Genomic DNA, 17,158 nt, shown 5'->3' on the forward strand with positions numbered 1-17,158 from the left:
CTCACGGCTGGTTTGGCTTTCCGACCGTGAAATTAAACACCGTGACCAGAATTGGATACCGTCACTCGACGGTGACGCTTTTTGCGAGATTCCGTGGCTTATCGATTGGTCGGTCTTTCTCGTCGGCGACGTAGTACGCGAACAACTGCAGGGCCACATTTGCCACGACGGGCTCGAGTACTCCACACTCCGGGATGTCGAACGTAGTGTCGACGTGACCCGTCATCTCTGGGTCACTCGTAACACCAATGACGGGCGCCCCGCGGGATTTGACTTCCTTGACGTTATTCAGGGTTTTCTCAGCAGCCGTTGCTTTCGTGAGGACTGCAATGACTGGTGTTTCTGGGGTGACCAACGCGAGCGGACCGTGTTTTAGCTCGCCTGCCGCGAAGCCCTCGGCGTGGTCATACGAGATCTCTTTGAGTTTGAGTGCACTTTCGAGCGACACCGGGTAGCCTGCTTGGCGGCCAATATAGAAGAACGAGTCACTATCGGCGTACGTTTCAGCCGCGTGCTTGATCGTCGGCTCCTGATCGAGAACCTGTTGTACCGCGCCCGGAAGATCGCGGAGGCTTTCGAGTAACTGACTCGCAGTCTGTGGGTCGAGCGTCCCTCGAACCTGTGCTAACTGCACGGTGAGCAGCGTCGCCGTTGCAACTTGAGAGACGAATGTTTTGGTTGCAGCGACGCCGATCTCGGGCCCCGCACGAATAAACAGCGTGTCATCAGCTTCTCGGGTGACAGTACTCCCAAGTGTGTTTGTTATGGCGAGCGTGCGGGCTCCGGAGCGAGTGGCCTCCCGAAGCGCGGAGAGTGTATCTGCGGTTTCACCACTTTGGGTAATCCCGAGGACGAGCGTCCGCCACGGATCGCGCCCCGCATCGAAGTCGTACTCACTTGCGATATGCACTGTGACCCGGACGCCGGCGTGTGCTTCAAGCAATTCTTTGGCGTACAGGCCAGCGTGATAGGACGTCCCGCACGCAATGATCTGAATCTCCTCGATCGACTGCAGGTATTCAGCCGGCAATTCAACATCGAGATCGACGGTTGTCGCTAAGTCATTGATCCGCCCCGAAATGGCCTTTCGGAGTGCTCGCGGCTGCTCGTGAATCTCTTTGAGCATATAATGCTCATAGCCACTTTTGCCGGCGGCATCAGCATCCCACTCTAGGGTCTCGATCTCCCGTTCTACCTGTTCGCCGTCGTTGTAGATTGTGACATTATCAGCGGTGAGGTGTGCGATATCCCCACTTTTGAGGTACGTGACTTGGTCTGTGTGCTCGATAAAGGCTGTCGCATCGCTTCCGATGAACATCGCCTCTTCTCCGTGTCCGAGTAGCAATGGACTGTCGTGCCGTGCAACGACGATGCCATCGTGCCCAGCGGCCGTGACGGCGATTGCGTAACTGCCCTCTAATTGTTGAGTCGTCCGCTGCACTGCAGTCACAAGGGAGACGCCGGTCGCAAGGTACTCTTCGAGTAGGTGTGGAATCACCTCGGTGTCAGTGTCGCTCTCGAAGACGTGGTCTGCTCGCAGTGTTTCTTTGAGCGACTCATAGTTCTCGATGATGCCGTTGTGGACGACTGCGACATCACCCGTACAGTCGGTATGGGGGTGCGCATTTGCTTTCGATGGTTCCCCGTGTGTACTCCACCGTGTATGGCCGATGCCGACTGGCGCATCCATCGCCGTTGGAGGGGTGAGTTCATCAACCTCGCCCTCGGTCTTATGGACCGTAATCGCATCGTCGCCTATGGCGATCCCGGCGGAGTCATAGCCTCGATATTCGAGATTCTTGAGTCCTTGATGGACGATCTGTCCTGTCTCTGCACTGCCGATATAGCCTGTAATCCCACACATAGTTGCTAGCCCCGTTGGATGTGACTGCCGTCATCGATATGGCCCGATACATACGTGCCGCTCCCGAGTGTCGCGTCGGTTCCGACAATTGTCCCTGGAGTGATGGTGACGTTGCCACCCATCGTAACGTTGTCACCGATGAGTGCGCCGAACGTCACGTCGTGATAGACGGTATCGTTTAACACTACTTCAGTGGCACCCCCTTCGATTGTCGTATTTGGACCGACTGTCGTATTGGCCCCGACAACGCAGTCTGTCACTACTGCTCCACGTTTAATTGTCACATCACCTAAAAGTATCGCATTTTCCAATATTGCTCCTGGCCCAACCGTTACATTATCGCCCATTGTGACATTATCGAGCACCGCTGCTTGGGGATGGACACCGACGCCGTCACCGAGTCTGGCGTTGTCAACGACGACAGCCGACTCAGCAATAGTTGTGGTTTCTGGAATTGGTGGGTGTTCGTCCCCAGCAAGTAAGGCCGCATTTACTGTGAGGAGATCCCACGGCTCTGAAACATCTAGCCACCGCCCTTGGTAGGGAACTGCTTGGAGGCGCTTGTCCTGAATATATGTCGTGAGCGCATCCGTGAGCGCTTGCTCGCCGTGTGTGTCCGTCTGTCGAATCGCAGCAAAGATATCGGGTGTGAAGGCATAGACTCCAGCGTTGATAAAGTCCGATTCGGCGAGATCTGGGTGTGGCTGTTCGTGAATCTGTGTGACCGTTCGGCCCTCAAGTGTGACGACACCGTACTGGCTCGGTTCCTTGACGCGTGTTACGGCCATTGTTGGGGTCTGCGTTGCTTGCTGTCGGTCCCAAATCGACTCGATTACTTCGGGCGCAATGATGCGGTCGCCATTTAATGCGATAAATGAATTCCCGATCTGGGACTCTGCTTGCAACAGCGCGTGTCCAGTCCCGAGTTGGGGCTCTTGGACAACGTATGAAATCTCGATATCGCGGTCCTGCCCATTCCCGAAATAGTTCTGGACTCGTTCACGGTTTGCCCCGACGACGAAGATGACTTCCTCGACAGCGACTGATTCAAGCGCATCCAGAATGTGTTCGAGGATCGGCTGATTCGCCACTGGAATCATCGGCTTTGGCCGCGTTTCGGTTAATGGCCAGAGACGCCGCCCCTTCCCCGCTGCGAGTACGACTGCTTTCATCGGTGTCATTCAGACTGTTCTGACCGTCTTTCTTAGCCTTTGGCACGCGTTGTTGACGATCCGCTGTGATTCGGCTCGGAGTGCGTACTGTCGTGTGAGCTATGACTCGTTGTCGCCGTCTCGATGCTCGCTCAACACTTCCCAAATCTCGGCGCAGCCGGCTCCGTCTGGGAGTTCTTCGAGATGGTCCTCGTTTTGTGATGAGTTACTCATTTCGTTAGTTACTCAATTAGCTTTCACTTATAGGTGTCGGTGAGTAACTCATATTCTGAGTTACTATTTTGATTCGGATCCTCTTTCCCCGGAAGATTATACGATGGCCCGTCTCTGTAGGCATATGACTCATCCAAGCGATACCTCGGAGCTACTCGGTATCCTTGATTTCACCGAGTACGAAGAACAAGCCCTGCAGGGGCTCATCGAAATCGGCCGCACTACGGCCCCAGATCTGTCGGAGGCAACTGGAATTCCGAAAGCCCGAATCTATGGAGTCCTCGAAGAACTCGCCGATGCCGGCTATATCAAGATCATCCCCGGCCGACCGAAAGAATACGAATCAAAGCCGCCAGCCGAAATCCTTGAGCAAGCGACTGAGAACGAACGCCAAGCGTACAAATCCTACGAACAGACGATCGAGCAAAATCGAGACGCGTTTCTCAGCGCATTCGAGCCCCTGTATGCGTCCGGGAGTTCTGAAACCTCACCAACAGAGGAGCTGTTCTATGTCGTTGATGTCGGCGAGCCAAGCGAGCGTAAAACACGGGGGCTGTATCACGACGCCACAGAACAGATTCATATCCTCACCAAGAGCTTCGAATACTTTGATGCCGTTGAGCCAGCTGTCGCAGACGCTCTTGATGCTGGTCGTACGATCAACATCCTCTTTTTAGATCCAGAACTGTTAGATGCTGGCAATCGCGACATACAGCGCTCGATTATTGAGCGGATCCGGACCGAATATCCCGCAATCGATATTCGGTTCAGTGCGACTCGCTTGCCCTGGCGGGGGACTATTATTGACCCGAGTATGGACTATGACTCCGGGCAGGCCATCTTACTCGTCGAAGAGAAAGACATTCCCCTACATAAACGACAAGCCGCAGTCACCGAAAACGGCTCGTTCGTCGCTGGATTGAACCGATACTTCGAGTTAACGTGGGCGTACGATACCTTAGCTGAAGATCCCTACGCGTAGGGCCTTCGTGGAGGGTGCTCGTTAGGCGTTCGTCGTGTGGCTGTGTTAGGAGTCGTTCTCGGCGGCTTTTTCTCGGATGAGATCCCGGATCACGTCCTCGATCGTATGGGTTGGCTCCCACCCTAGTTTGTCATAGGTCCGGGAGGTATCCACCGTGAACGTATCCACGAGCGTTTCCTCACCAGCACGTGGGTTCTCAACGAGTTCGACGTCCACGTCGCGGTCGAGTTCTTCTTTGGCCACTGTCTGGACTAACTCAGCAACGGACATCACACTAGGATCTTCGTCCGACGCCAGTTCGTATTTTTCAACACCAGTGTCACCACGTTCCAGTTGGGTTGCCATTCGTTCAGCACTTCGGACGTACGCACGGGCGACATCAGACACGTGGATGTAGTTCCGTGCTTGTGAGCCGGGTTCATACACCGTCAGTGGGTCATCGCTGAATACCCTGTTCACGAAGAAATTGATCACTGTCCCCTTCGAGACACGCTGGCCGTTGATTTCGTGTTCTCCATACAGATTCGATTTCAAAAACAGATGTGCAGGGAACGCATCCTCGGCAAACCCTTCGATCGCGTGCTCACCGAGCAGTTTCGTCCGCCCATACCAATTGAAGGGCTCGCGCTCATCATCGACCGAAATTGGGAATGACTCCGGATCGCCCAACACAGCCATACTGAAGGGGAACACCAAGCCTGCGCCGGTCTTTCGACAGAACCACGCGACGTTGTTCGTCCCGGTTACGTTGACGTCGTAGGCGAGGTCTTGGTTGTCCGCACAGTCATCCACACCGCTAATCGCGGCGAGATGCATCACGATATCACTCCCTTCCAGGGCTGTTTCTAATGTCTCGCGATGGCGCACGTCCACGTGCTCTACAGTGACGTCATCGATTTCGCGAACCTTACCGAGATAGAAGTTATCGATTGCCGTGATCGACCACTCAGGATGTTCTGCCTGCAGTAATTTCACCACGCGGCTTCCGATGAATCCTGCAGCCCCAGTGACTGCAATTGACAGCTCCTCGTCCATATACAACTCGGCACGCTGGGGGTGGAAATACTCCCCGGTTCGATTCAGGATTCTTGTTGGAACTTGGTGGCGAGATCGCGGATGCCCTCACGCACCGTATATTCGGGCGTGAACCCGGTCGCATCCAATCGATCGAAGTTCACGTGATAGGATGGCCCTGGATGTTTGTCCTCGAGATATGTGATGTCCAGATCGCGATTGAGTTCGGATTGGACTGCCTCAGCAATCTCGCTGACGCGATAGTTGCCATCGCTGTGTCCCACATTATACACGTGTTCGGGCCACTGTGCAGGATGCAACGCCGCGTGTGCGTACGCGCGGGCTGCATCCTGAACGTGGATGAACGGCCGCCAGTTCGATCCATCACCATACACCGTCAGTGGCCGGTCGGTGAGTGCGCGGAACACGAAGTGATTCACGACGAGGTTGAACCGCACCCCCGGTGCGTACCCGTAATTCGTGCTCATCCGCAACGCTGTTCCATCGAATCCGTACTCAGCCTGTGAATCTGCGAGCAGTGATTCCGCTTCGTACTTCGATTCGGCGTAGGGATTCAGTGGATCCGGCTCTGTCTCTTCGTCAATGTCTTCTGTGGCTGCTCGGCCATACAAGTTACACGACGACGCAAACACAACGTTCTCGACATCGAACTTGCCGGCGGCTCGCAAGACGTTTTCTGTCCCCCCATAGTTCACGCGGAAGGTTTCCTCCCGCCGATCGTGCGTACTTGCGGCGCCAGTAATCGCGGCGAGATGAATGATCGTATCACAGCCGCGCACTGCAGACTCTATGTCACCGTATTCAGTCACATCGCCACGCCGAAACGAGAGTGTCTCATCCCACCCTAGCCCGGATTCCAATAAGTTCCGCGGCGAGGACATCGAGAAATCATCCAACACGGTCACGTGTTCGACGTCGTCTGCATCTCGAAGGATCGGGAGTAACGCACTGCCAATATAGCCACAGCCGCCTGTCACGAGTATATGCATACGTGAGAAAGGAAAAACGGCGTGGGTTAGTCGTCCGCCGCAGCCGGCGCTTCGGTCGCTTCGAGTCGGTCTTCAAGCACACCCGGGAGGAACCGATCCTCATACGCACTGATGCGGTCCGTGCGGTCCTGGAGGTGCTTGAAGGCACCTCGAATACCCTCCTCGAAGGTGACTGACTGCCCGTCGATCAAGTCCATATAGCGATCATTTTCGATCTCCATCTTGTGGGTCTCGTCTTCATCGCGCGGGTTCTCGAAGTGCTCAACATCGGTATCGAACCCGAATTCGGTCGCGACGTTGGCGATTGTCGTCCCCATCTCGACAATGGAGATCGGGCGCGTGACTTGATTATACACGACGTGCTCTGCCGGTCGCTCCTCGGGGTCCGTAAGGGCCAGCTGTGCAAGCCCCTCGACAGCATCTTCCAGCGCGATGAAGGGCTTTCGCTGTTCGCCCTTCCCGTAGACAGTGATCGGATACCCCGCAATTGCTTGTGCGACGAAGCGGTGGGCCACAACCCCGAAGTAATAATCGAAGTCAAAGCGCGTGGCCAAGCGTTCATCAGCCTGCGTTTCTTCGACACCAGTCCCGTACGTGATCGCCGTCCGCACGTCACTGATTGGGATATTAAACTGCGTGTTGGCTAATCGTAGGTTCGCCGCATCGTGGCTTTTCGTGAGGTGATACCACGAGCCGGCCATCGCCGGGAACGGGACGGCGTCGCGTTCACCGCCGTTCTCCATTGCCGCGCCGCCCTCAGGGATGGGGAACTCAGGTGCGCCGTACACACCCGTCGTTGTTGTTTCGATGAAGTGTGTGTCTGTGAGGTTGTGTTCCTCAAGTCCCCACACAAGATTTCGGGTTGCCTGGAGATTGTTGTGTTGGGTGTAGTTCGCGCGTTCTCCGTTGATCTGAGAGTAGGGCGCGGAGGGTTGGGCCGCCGTATGTACGATGGCGCTGGGCTCGTGGACTTCGAGGAGCTCATCGACGAAGGCTTTCTCCGTGAGATCGCCTTCGGCGAATGAGAGGTTTGTGAGCCCGTGGACCTCTTCTGCGGCTTCGAGCCGTGTTTCAATGTTTGCGATGGGAGTGGCCGACACTGAGCCAACCTCACTGACCCACTCACGGCGACCGAAGTTATCGACAATCAGGACTCGCTCATCCGTTCGGGACGCGATCCGAAGTGACGTCGGCCACCCCAGATACCCGTCTCCGCCAGTAACGATGATCGTCATTGGTTACTCTGTATGTGAGTTACTACGCATCTGGTATATGTTTATCGATTGAGGGCACCCACTGGATTTGCATTGACTACGGGTCGTCGATTCCTCCGGGTTAAGGACCCCTTAATAGGAGCAAATACAGTTCTACTACTGGAATCAAACCAAATCGTAATTATTGTCCGACCGCCAATTAGGACGCTCTTAACCACAGTTTCATTCGTAGAGAAACAATTATATGCCACTCTTCATTACTCGCTGATAGTTAGGCACGCAGGACGCGAAGGACCTGTCTGCAACAATATGAACTCGGGACCTATGCAGAACCAACTGAAAATAGGGGACACTAGTGTACGGAACGTATCGGTGACAATGCAATGAACGCGGTTCTATCTGGTATTCTAATCCTTACTGGGCTTGGTGCCATTGTTTGGGGTGGGGAGCGATATCGATCCCAGTTCGCCAAGCGTGATCTCATTGTTGGCACGGTTGCTGGTCTGGGACTGATTGTACTGGCTTCTGCGCCGGTGTTTTATGACGCGGTTGGGTCTCTCCTCAATCTAGAGAGTCGGGTTGTTACTGTTTCCCTGCTTGGAAATCTGTTTTTGCTTGGGGTTATCTTGTACTTGTTTACTGTTCTTCGCGAGACACAGCAGGATGTCGCCGAACTCTCGCGGAACCTCTCAATCTCTGGGACAGCAACTGATGCACGATTCGACGGGGGCAACCATCCGATCGTCGTTGTGATGCCCGCGTACAACGAAGCTGCGAGTATCGAATCTGTGTTAAGTGCGCTCCCAGAGCAGGTTGCAGACCACCCACTGGAACCGGTTGTCGTCTCGGATGGCTCCGATGATGAAACGGCACTCCGCGCTGGAGACGCTGGTGCGACCGTCGCTGAGCATCCGATAAATCAGGGCCAAGGCGGTGCTCTCCGTACTGGGTTCAAAATCGCTCAACAAAAGGACGCAGAAGTGGTGGTGACGATGGATGCCGACGGCCAGCACCCGGTTGCAGAACTCCCAAATCTGGTTCAGCCTGTTCTTGATGGGGACGCTGACTATGTGATGGGATCACGCTACCGCGGTGTTGACCGCACTGGGAACGGCATTATCCGGAAAACGGGGATCCGATTTTTCACTTGGCTCATTAACCGGCTCACGAAATCTGGGATTACGGACTGCACAAACGGCTACCGTGCCATCCGTGGTGACGATATCGGGAAATTCACGCTGACCGAGGAACGATTTAGCGCGCCTGAATTAATCATCGAAGCCCGGAAGAACGGGCTTGAAATCAAGGAGATCCCGATGGTGATTAACGAACGGGAAGCTGGGGAAACGAAGAAACCGCAACTTGGATACGCTATTGGATTGACCCGGACGATACTGACAACATGGATTCGGTGACGCAACGGAGCGGTTCGCGATGAGTCAGACGCTATTATACGTTAATAACACAGACCCAGAGGATGGTGGTGGTGGCGATCGTCGACTCTTCGAAGAGGCGGCAACGCTTCAAGAGAACGGTGCAGACGTCCGGGTCGTAGCTAGTCGTACGGACCCCGAGTTCGCACAGAAGCGTGTCTCCAACGGCGTTCAAATTCGAACAGTCAAGTGTGTCCCGGACTTCCTTCAGCGGGTTCCGACGGTGCACTTCTACCTCGCGCGGTCGCTCTTTCCGTTCGTGTCGCTGCCGATCCTGCTCGCAACGCTGTTTCACGTCGATATCGATGTCGTTGTCGACAACCACACACCGCATCCGAGTCTTGTCGCGTTCCTCGGGCCGCTGTTATCCGTGCCCGTGGTAGCCCTCGTTCACGAGTACCACGACCGGAGCGCAATCGAAAAATATCCGCTTCCTGTCGGTATCATTCAGTTGGTTGTGCAGAATTTCCTGCGTATCGAGTTGTATGCGGCCGTTATCGTCCCTCGCGAAGAGACGAAAGAGGCGCTGCTTCGGTACGGGACATCGGTGCCGATACACGTCGTGCCGAACGGATTGGACGTCAGCGCGTATCTGGAGCCACCCGCGACGGTTGAGACGGAGGCGTTCGACTTCGTGGTCGTCTCTCGACTCGTCCACCGGAAGGGCATCGACCGGCTGCTGGAGGCGATGGCGCTCGTCGCCGCGGAGGATCCCTCGGCCCAGTTGGGTATCGCCGGCTCGGGGCCGGAACGGAACCGGCTAGAGCGACAGGCGGCCGAGTTGGGGATCTCGGAGAACGTGGCGTTCCTCGGCTTCGTCTCCGAAGAACGAAAGCGGGCGCTGCTTCACGAGTCGTCCGTCTTCGTGCTGCCCTCGCGGCAGGAGGGGTTCGGCATCGCCGTTCTGGAGGCGATGGCGACGGGGACGTCCGTCGTGGCGAACGACCTGGACATCATTCGACGCCTGCTGCCGGAGGGGCCAAACAAACTCGTCGACGCCGGCGATGCGGAGGCGTTCGCAGCGGCGATGATGGACGTACTGAACGAGGAACGAGACGGCGAGCAGACTACGACTCCCGAAAATCAGGAGGAGGCCGAACAGTACAGTCTCGACCGCGTCGGTGAACAGGCGACGTCGGTGTACGATCAAGTGCGTGCACACACCTGAAATGACAGTGACTAATACGACGAGGGGCCGTAAGGCGAATCGACCGGGTATTCACTATGACTGACCGTCCGAACATCATTCTACTCTCGGTCGACGCGCTCCGTGCGGACCATCTCGGGGCGCACGGCTACGAACGAGAGACGAGTCCGTTCCTCGACGAACTCGCGGATCGGGAACTCGAATTCACGACGGCAATTTCGACGAGTTCTCACACGCGGGAGGCCGTCCCGGCGCTGTTGAGCGGTCGTTATCCCGACGTCTTCGCGGCGAACGGGTACCGATACGTGCCGAAGACGGTGGCCGACCGACTCTCGGAGGCAGGGTTCCGAACCGCCGGCTTCCACTCGAACCCGTACGTCTCCCGGGCATACGGCTACGATAGCGGCTTCGACACCTTCGACGACGACCTCGTGCTCGGGCGGAACAAACTCGTCGCGCTCGCTCAGCGGGCGCTGAACAAATTCGTGTTGAACAGAGGGGAGTACCACGCCCGAGCGGCGGAGATCAACGATCGGTCGCTCTCCTGGTTGGACGGGCTCTCGGACGAGGGGCCGTTCTTCCTGTGGAACCACTATATGGATCCCCACGGGCCGTACAATCCGCCCGCGGGCCTCACGTACGCCGACCGCGAGCTGTCGAACGACGAGGCGCAGACGCTCTATCAGAAGACGATCGATCGTCCCGACGAGATCACGGACGAGGAACGACAGTCCCTGATCGACGCCTACGACGGGGAGATCCGATATCTGGACGATCAGCTCCGGGCGTTTTTCGACGCGCTCGACGATCGGGGGCTACTCGAAGAGAGTCTGATCATCGTGACCGCAGACCACGGCGACGCCTTCGGCGAACACGGCTACTACACGCACCCGCGATACATCCACGAGTCGCTGCTGCACGTGCCGCTGATCGTTTCGCTGCCGGGTGAGCGTAGGAGTGACACGGTGACGACGCCGGTGAGCACGCTGGATATCGTTCCGACGATGCTGGAATACGCGGGTGAGTCCGGGAGGGAGTTGCCCAGAGGACCACTCGTGGATCGAGACGGGGAGCTGGTGCAGAATGAGGAGGTCGTCTTCGCGAGTGCGACCGGCGAGGACGAACACGAGGGGATCAGGCGCTTCGCCGCTCGCGGCGAGCGTTGGAAGGCGGTACTGGAGCGGGAGATCGATTCTGGGGAGATCGTTTCTGAAGCGGTGTACGATCTTGCGGGGGATCCAACCGAGACAGAAGTGCTGAGTGTGGAGGACGCCGAGTCTGGGACTCTTGTGCAACAGTTGAAGGACTTTAGTGCATCTCGACTGGATTCGGTCGACACTACGACACGAGAGGGGAACACCGAGGAACAGTCCACTGAGGTCGACGAACGGTTAGAGGCACTAGGGTACAAGTGACTGATTCCCAAGATCCGAATTCCCTCCGGATTCTCCAGTTAGCAGAGGATTTCTATCCGAAGACGTCCGGTGGAGCCTTTACTGACTGGAATTTCGCAAAGCTGAGTGCCGAACGCGGTCACCACGTCACCGTTTATACACCTCGGACCTCTGAAACACCCGAACGGGAAACCGTTCACAACGTCGAAATCAATCGGCCATATCGTGCTACTCCGGCCGACAACCATCCGAACTCGGCATACGGTGTCCTCCACCGACTGGTGTTTATTTTGTTGCTCACCGTGCGACTGACCTATGAGATGCGTCACACCAATTACGATGTGATCTACTCGACGAACCATTTACTCCATCCGACCGCGAAACTGGTCGGACTACTCTATGGGGTACCTGTCGTGAACTTCGTCGGGTACTCCCCGAGCGAACGGACCGAACTGCATCCACTGGACTTTCGAAATCTCTTCGAATTCGTGATCTTCTCGCTGTTTATGGGGCGCTTCGTCCTCTGTCGAACCCCACGTGTTCGCGATCGAATCGAGAAGTGGTCGCGGTCCTCAGTTGAACTGATACACGGGATCATTGAACAGGACGCTCTCGCCGAGGCCGCAGAGTCGGACGTCGAATCTGTCCGACGGGAACTTGGCGTTGGTCCGCAGGAATCACTGTTAGTCTCAGTCTGTCGGTTCGTTCCAGTGAAACGACCGGATGAGGCAGTCCGAATTCTCTCAGAACTGCCCGACTCTTATCGATTAGCAGTGCTTGGTGACGGCGAGTATCGATCGGTCGTCGAGAGGGCTGTTTCGGAGTTCGACGTCGAGGAGAGAGTTGATCTTCTCGGGCGTCGTCCTCACGATGAAACGCTCAGAACTATCGCCGCCGCTGATGTGCTGCTTGTCACATCCTCTGTAGAGGCCTATCCAACGGTCGTATTCGAGGCGCTATCGCTCAACACACCTGTTGTTTCGACGCCTGTGGGAATCCTCCCAGAGATCGAGCATCCAAAATTGACGTTAACCGATCTCTCTTCGATGCCACAAACGGTTCTCGATATCGCTGAAAGTAGCGACGAAGGGCTAGATGAGGAGACTGCGTATCGATTTTCGAACGAGCAGTTCACCAATACTGTTCTTGGTGTTATGCAGAGAGCTTCTACGGGAAATTAACAATGTGATCCATATAGTCGCTTGGATTTGATCGATGAATCAGATTCTATAAAAATTGAAGTAGATACATTAATCGATTATCTATTTGATTTTTGGAGTTGGTTTATTATACTTTCACATGCTAATCCTTCTTGGCGAACAAATTCACTATGATATCTCTGTCGATCGTCAATACATTTTGATTTTGTTATTTCTTGGGTCCATTTTGTTAGTCCTTCCGGTGATGTTGTACTATCGCCAGGGAATATCTCTTCCAATTCAAAATAGAACCCTCTATTTTGGCGATATTCTTCAACATCATATATAAAGTGGAGAATCGGACGATTCTGAACAGCGTAATCTAACGCGATTGATGAATAATCTGTTATCAGAGCCTGAAACCGATGCAGATGTGGATATATATCTATTGATTCATTAGTTTGATATACATTTTCATAACCTTCGATAACCGGTGGAGATGTTCCTGGATGGGGTTTGATTAGTAGGTTGTATTGCGTACCTTCCAATATTGCATTTACTTTTTTGAAATCAATCTTTTCATAAAAGGGAGTCGTATTGAACGCTCTATATGTAGGTAAGTAAGCAATGATCTTCTCGTTAGGATCGAATGGGAGTGGAAATTCTTCCTTCACTAACGGATGAGAGAATACATCTGGATCTCGTAAAACATCATTTCGTGGATATCCAGATGGGACGATCTTTTCTGAAGAGCAATGATAAGCACTTGCGAAACAGTCTATAACCTTTTCAGAGGAAACAAATACACAATGGTAGTCACCCCAAATGTAGTCTCGGATTAGCTTAAGGAGTTGACTTTTTCTTGAACGATTTCGGTCCCATCCGATTCGTTTAATTGGAACACCGTGAGTCAGCTGGACCACCTTTGAGAAAATCACAGAAAACATATTCACGTCTTTCACTGTATGTGTTATAAAAACATATTCCGCACGTGCACAGATCATTGCACCTTTAAGTGAATGTGCGTGGTATACTTCAACACCTTCAATGTTTAGTTTATTAACCACTTCTTCTGATTTCGTAATCCAAACGGGCCGGATATCTGGATGATTCTGGCAGTATATGTACAGATATTTCGAATTACCTGAAAATGATTGACTCGCCCTTGCTCCAAACACCCACAGGCTGTTTTTATTTCTGACTAATGACAGAATAGACAAAAAGGGAGAGAGAATCTTTATTAATTTATAAGACCACATAGTTAGTTAATTATCAATAGCTATTTTGTTTTCCGGTAGTAAGTTCTAAAGAGCGTTTATCCCATTTTTCGCGGGCTTTATCGAGGTGTTCTGGTGTATTTATTTCGTGCCTCTCTTCTTCGTCAACAATTATCCGCTTTGATGGCAATTCTTGAAAGATAATCGGGAACCAATTATCAGGATTTTGCTTCAGAATCTCTTGCGCTTCAGGCATATAGTCTGAATGAAGAACAAAGACACCAATCTCTTGGTGTCCCTCAATTGCCCCATATTCCGTAATTACACCGTGTTCATCCCAACGGACAGAAGTCATCTGATCTTGCAAACCTTCTATCGCACCCACCCCATTGAACCCGGCTGGTTCAAACTGACTCGAGAATCGGTTTACTATCTTTTGGATCACTTCTTGGGTGAAAATCACATCTCCACAAATAAGTAATGTATCATCGTGGATGTCTTGAAGTCCAACAAAAGCACTATGTGCATTTTCTTTATTTTCCCAGTCATCAATAACTTTGAAATCAAATTCCACCTCGGATTCTAGATCTTCCAAAACGAACTTAGAAGCAGGGTTTGTATTCGTCTCAAAACCGTGCCCTAAAACGAATGTAATCTGATCGCAATACGGTGCTATACGTTCAACTTGATGCCGATATAAGCTCTTTTCATTGATATCAATAAAGATCTTAGGAAGATTTTGAGTTATTTCTCCCATCCTAGATCCGTTTCCAGCAGCCAAGATAACTGCCTCCATACCTACACAAAATAACTAATAATATATAATAGTAAGTATACTTGGATAGGTCATATTGATATAATTTGATATATTCTATCGATATATAAACAAAATGTTCTGTCTCGAACAGATTCTAAACACAGCGTATTAGGATTGCTCCCTCAGAATCATAAACAATATTACCTTGTGGACGTTCAATTTCCTGCATAGCATAAACTGTGCGATAAAGTGTCAAACTCCCACATTTGCTCAATCGCGTGGTTGTAAGATTTTCTCTCGAAACTGGGTCTGAAATGATAGAAGGGGGTCTATTGAGGTTCTCAAACAGAGCTACACCATAGGCGTAGGGTCCAGTACGAATATCATCGGCATATTCAAGAGCGAAATCTAAACCAGCCTTTTCAGATGATTTGAAATGGGCTTGTGCATCCTCTGGTGATCGATTAGTCGGAGGTGTCCAATTGTTCCTAAGATTATTTTCGGCGGCAACAACAGCAAGAGTAGGACTCATAATTATAATAATAGTAACTAAGATCACACCAACTTTTCGGCTTCCAAGTTCTTCTAGAGTAATTGCAATAATTGGAGATATTATTAGCGCTACTGCGGGTAATAATCTGAATGTTCTGTCGGTACCTCCTGCTGCTATACTCAGACCGATTGTCGTAAATAAAATGAGACTAGCACCTAACCACCCAATTGGTACACTTTCAAAACCAAAGTGAATTATCTTTTTTATAGCCCACAAAATTGAGAAAATCAACCCAATTACTGTAATAAATAGTTCTATGCCGAGATGGAGGATTGGATCTGCAAATGAGTAGGCAGCACCGCTAATTGAACTATTACTAATTTGAGTTACTGCACTAGTCTCTCCCAATGCGATAATTCGGATTCGACCTACTTGCAAAGAAAAGTAATCAATCATACGCCAATACGTTATTGTGGAAATCACCGTGACTGCAAGTATTGGTAGAGAAAACGAAATAATTGATATAGTATCGAGATCTGACCCATAGATTTTATTCCCAAGATCTCCAAGAATATTGAACAATAATAGTAATAGACCGAAGAAACCGAATATAATCAAGCTCGCATTATGTGTTAGTGTAGAAACAACGATAAAAAGGAACAGAACAAATTTGATCTGCCAACCTCTGTTTACAACGATTGCAAGCAGAAGTAGCGAAATCATAGCGAGAGATAATGTTTGCGCTATTGGGACTCCAGACCTAGCCACGTGTGAGGGAATAATGGCTATGAGTAATCCTGCAAAAAGAGCGGTCTGAAACCCGTTATTACTAGCAATTCTTTTTGAATATGCGAACACAGCCAATATCGTGATTGTTGTTGTTGGAATTGAAACTCCGAAAAAGAATGAGCGACTGGGGTTAAAATTAGTAATATTACCAACAACTGCTGATAGAATATGTGCTATTGGGAAAAACCGATAATAATACCGTGGATCACTAATTACGAATCCAGTATCTAGAATATACCGTGTAGCACCGATATGAAATCTTGTATCTTTACCGATTACTGGTGCACTGAAAAATATTGCCGCACGCAAGACAATTGAAAACAATAGAATCTGAATGATGACTATCTTACTGGGAGTATAGCAGATACGGAAAACAAATAGCAAAGTCATCAAAAAAGCAATCAAATAAAACACGTCTGGAACTCCAGGAGATATACTAGAAACTCCAGCCATCGAAAATACACCAATAAACGCAACAATATCCATAATGCGTTGATTTCGGTAATTAAAATGTGGTAATTGAATACTAGGTGAATAATAATAAGCGAGGTAGAATAGAGAGCCGATAGTTACCGACCCCCCAACATAGGTCAAATACCGGATCTCAATGATAGTGCCGACCGTAGCTAATCCTAACCCACAGAATATTATTACGACTGCAAGAGAGAGATCAAACCATCTTTTCCTCTGGCTCACACCCTCAATATTATAAAAGCAATAGTGAAATACTCTTCGTATTTTAGTACGTGTTTAGACTCGGCTGATTTCGCCACTGTCTCATAGATGGCGACACGCGAGTGACACATGGTCCATCAGCAGGGATTGAGTATGCGTTCTCAGGGATGGTCTCCGAGTAGTACCTAGCGTAACTTCTGGAGGTATCCGCCGAGATACTTGTCGATCCACGAGGCTGCGAAACTCAGCTGAGTTGTAAGTTGCTCAAAGAGCTCAGTGAGGAGAGCGCGGTATTCTGCCGCGCTCTCCACAATCAACGGTGATGCTTTCCATTTGAGGCTCTTCCAGACCTGCTCGATTGGGTTGAGATCCGGAGAGCCAACCGGGAGAAACACGAGATCGATGCCGAGTTGGTGGGCTCGCCTACGCGTGTACTCGCACACGTGCGAAGAGAAGTTGTCCAAGACGAGCAGAATCCGCTGATTAGTACGTGAGAGATGTTTTGGAGTTTGAGTGTGAAATGAGAACGATGAGCAACGATCGCCGAAAAGAGGTCGTTCGCCACTTGACCGATGAAGAACTCGATCGATTGCTCTCCGAGGCGGACGATCCGAAGGTCGTCCGCCGTCTCGTCTTCATCAAGAA

Annotated in this window: 14 protein-coding genes; 5 read left to right on the forward strand and 9 right to left on the reverse strand. The window is 51.8% G+C overall.

All coding sequences use genetic code 11. The features are described from left to right. Window positions 1-61: 61 nt before the first annotated feature. Both glmS and D3D02_RS16835 read right to left on the reverse strand, forming a co-directional pair. Window positions 62-1,864 (reverse strand): glutamine--fructose-6-phosphate transaminase (isomerizing), encoded by a 1,803-nt coding sequence (gene glmS / locus D3D02_RS16830; protein WP_121571125.1) that lies wholly within the window; start codon window positions 1,862-1,864, stop codon window positions 62-64. A 5-nt stretch (window positions 1,865-1,869) separates the two neighbouring features. After that, on the reverse strand, window positions 1,870-3,045 hold the full coding sequence (locus D3D02_RS16835; protein WP_342764629.1) for a sugar phosphate nucleotidyltransferase: 1,176 nt from the start codon (window positions 3,043-3,045) through the stop codon (window positions 1,870-1,872). Between the two features lie 328 nt (window positions 3,046-3,373). Between D3D02_RS16835 and D3D02_RS16840 the strand changes: the two genes are divergently transcribed. Continuing rightward, on the forward strand, window positions 3,374-4,231 hold the full coding sequence (locus D3D02_RS16840; protein WP_121571126.1) for a TrmB family transcriptional regulator: 858 nt from the start codon (window positions 3,374-3,376) through the stop codon (window positions 4,229-4,231). Window positions 4,232-4,276: 45 nt separating this feature from the next. Here D3D02_RS16840 and D3D02_RS16845 read toward each other — a convergent pair whose 3' ends face one another. From D3D02_RS16845 to D3D02_RS16855, 3 genes are read right to left on the reverse strand one after another with little or no spacing between them, the layout of a single operon-like run. After that, a complete protein-coding gene (locus D3D02_RS16845; protein WP_121571127.1) occupies window positions 4,277-5,266 on the reverse strand; it encodes an NAD(P)-dependent oxidoreductase in 990 nt (329 codons plus the stop codon). Between the two features lie 44 nt (window positions 5,267-5,310). Next, on the reverse strand, window positions 5,311-6,255 hold the full coding sequence (locus D3D02_RS16850; protein WP_121571128.1) for an NAD(P)-dependent oxidoreductase: 945 nt from the start codon (window positions 6,253-6,255) through the stop codon (window positions 5,311-5,313). Between the two features lie 26 nt (window positions 6,256-6,281). Continuing rightward, entirely contained in the window at window positions 6,282-7,490 is a 1,209-nt protein-coding gene (locus tag D3D02_RS16855; protein ID WP_121571129.1) for an NAD-dependent epimerase/dehydratase family protein, read from the reverse strand. 362 nt (window positions 7,491-7,852) lie between these two features. Between D3D02_RS16855 and D3D02_RS16860 the strand changes: the two genes are divergently transcribed. From D3D02_RS16860 to D3D02_RS16875, 4 genes are read left to right on the forward strand one after another with little or no spacing between them, the layout of a single operon-like run. Next, a complete protein-coding gene (locus D3D02_RS16860; protein WP_121571130.1) occupies window positions 7,853-8,884 on the forward strand; it encodes a DUF2304 family protein in 1,032 nt (343 codons plus the stop codon). 19 nt (window positions 8,885-8,903) lie between these two features. Further along, a complete protein-coding gene (locus tag D3D02_RS16865) occupies window positions 8,904-10,070 on the forward strand; it encodes a glycosyltransferase family 4 protein (protein WP_121571131.1) in 1,167 nt (388 codons plus the stop codon). A 56-nt stretch (window positions 10,071-10,126) separates the two neighbouring features. After that, window positions 10,127-11,464, forward strand: a complete 1,338-nt coding sequence (locus D3D02_RS16870; protein ID WP_121571132.1) for a sulfatase-like hydrolase/transferase — start codon at window positions 10,127-10,129, stop codon at window positions 11,462-11,464. After that, window positions 11,461-12,624 (forward strand): glycosyltransferase, encoded by a 1,164-nt coding sequence (locus D3D02_RS16875; RefSeq protein WP_121571133.1) that lies wholly within the window; start codon window positions 11,461-11,463, stop codon window positions 12,622-12,624. The genes D3D02_RS16870 and D3D02_RS16875 overlap by 4 nt, the downstream gene beginning before the upstream one ends. Before the next feature lie 77 nt (window positions 12,625-12,701). Here D3D02_RS16875 and D3D02_RS16880 read toward each other — a convergent pair whose 3' ends face one another. The 4 genes from D3D02_RS16880 to D3D02_RS16890 form a co-directional block, all read right to left on the reverse strand. Further along, the gene (locus tag D3D02_RS16880) at window positions 12,702-13,802 is read right to left on the reverse strand and encodes a CDP-glycerol glycerophosphotransferase family protein (protein WP_158599398.1); all 1,101 of its coding nucleotides are present in this window, start codon (window positions 13,800-13,802) and stop codon (window positions 12,702-12,704) included. Between the two features lie 52 nt (window positions 13,803-13,854). Further along, the gene (locus tag D3D02_RS16885) at window positions 13,855-14,595 is read right to left on the reverse strand and encodes an NTP transferase domain-containing protein (protein ID WP_121571135.1); all 741 of its coding nucleotides are present in this window, start codon (window positions 14,593-14,595) and stop codon (window positions 13,855-13,857) included. 115 nt (window positions 14,596-14,710) lie between these two features. Next, window positions 14,711-16,324, reverse strand: a complete 1,614-nt coding sequence (locus tag D3D02_RS20440; protein ID WP_147435660.1) for a hypothetical protein — start codon at window positions 16,322-16,324, stop codon at window positions 14,711-14,713. 374 nt (window positions 16,325-16,698) lie between these two features. After that, a complete protein-coding gene (locus D3D02_RS16890; RefSeq protein WP_233560690.1) occupies window positions 16,699-17,103 on the reverse strand; it encodes a transposase in 405 nt (134 codons plus the stop codon). Window positions 17,104-17,158 lie beyond the last annotated feature (55 nt).

Source organism: Halobellus sp. Atlit-38R (genome assembly GCF_003665925.1).
Lineage (GTDB): Archaea > Halobacteriota > Halobacteria > Halobacteriales > Haloferacaceae > Haloquadratum > Haloquadratum inordinatus.

What these genes read in the sequence shown, in the direction of transcription:
- glmS (WP_121571125.1), bottom strand. Translation starts at nt 1,864, where the DNA reads ATGTGTGGGATTACAGGCTATATCGGCAGTGCAGAGACAGGACAGATC.
- D3D02_RS16835 (WP_342764629.1), bottom strand. Translation starts at nt 3,045, where the DNA reads ATGACACCGATGAAAGCAGTCGTACTCGCAGCGGGGAAGGGGCGGCGT.
- D3D02_RS16840 (WP_121571126.1), top strand. Translation starts at nt 3,374, where the DNA reads ATGACTCATCCAAGCGATACCTCGGAGCTACTCGGTATCCTTGATTTC.
- D3D02_RS16845 (WP_121571127.1), bottom strand. Translation starts at nt 5,266, where the DNA reads ATGGACGAGGAGCTGTCAATTGCAGTCACTGGGGCTGCAGGATTCATC.
- D3D02_RS16850 (WP_121571128.1), bottom strand. Translation starts at nt 6,255, where the DNA reads ATGCATATACTCGTGACAGGCGGCTGTGGCTATATTGGCAGTGCGTTA.
- D3D02_RS16855 (WP_121571129.1), bottom strand. Translation starts at nt 7,490, where the DNA reads ATGACGATCATCGTTACTGGCGGAGACGGGTATCTGGGGTGGCCGACG.
- D3D02_RS16860 (WP_121571130.1), top strand. Translation starts at nt 7,853, where the DNA reads ATGAACGCGGTTCTATCTGGTATTCTAATCCTTACTGGGCTTGGTGCC.
- D3D02_RS16865 (WP_121571131.1), top strand. Translation starts at nt 8,904, where the DNA reads ATGAGTCAGACGCTATTATACGTTAATAACACAGACCCAGAGGATGGT.
- D3D02_RS16870 (WP_121571132.1), top strand. Translation starts at nt 10,127, where the DNA reads ATGACTGACCGTCCGAACATCATTCTACTCTCGGTCGACGCGCTCCGT.
- D3D02_RS16885 (WP_121571135.1), bottom strand. Translation starts at nt 14,595, where the DNA reads ATGGAGGCAGTTATCTTGGCTGCTGGAAACGGATCTAGGATGGGAGAA.
- D3D02_RS20440 (WP_147435660.1), bottom strand. Translation starts at nt 16,324, where the DNA reads ATGGATATTGTTGCGTTTATTGGTGTATTTTCGATGGCTGGAGTTTCT.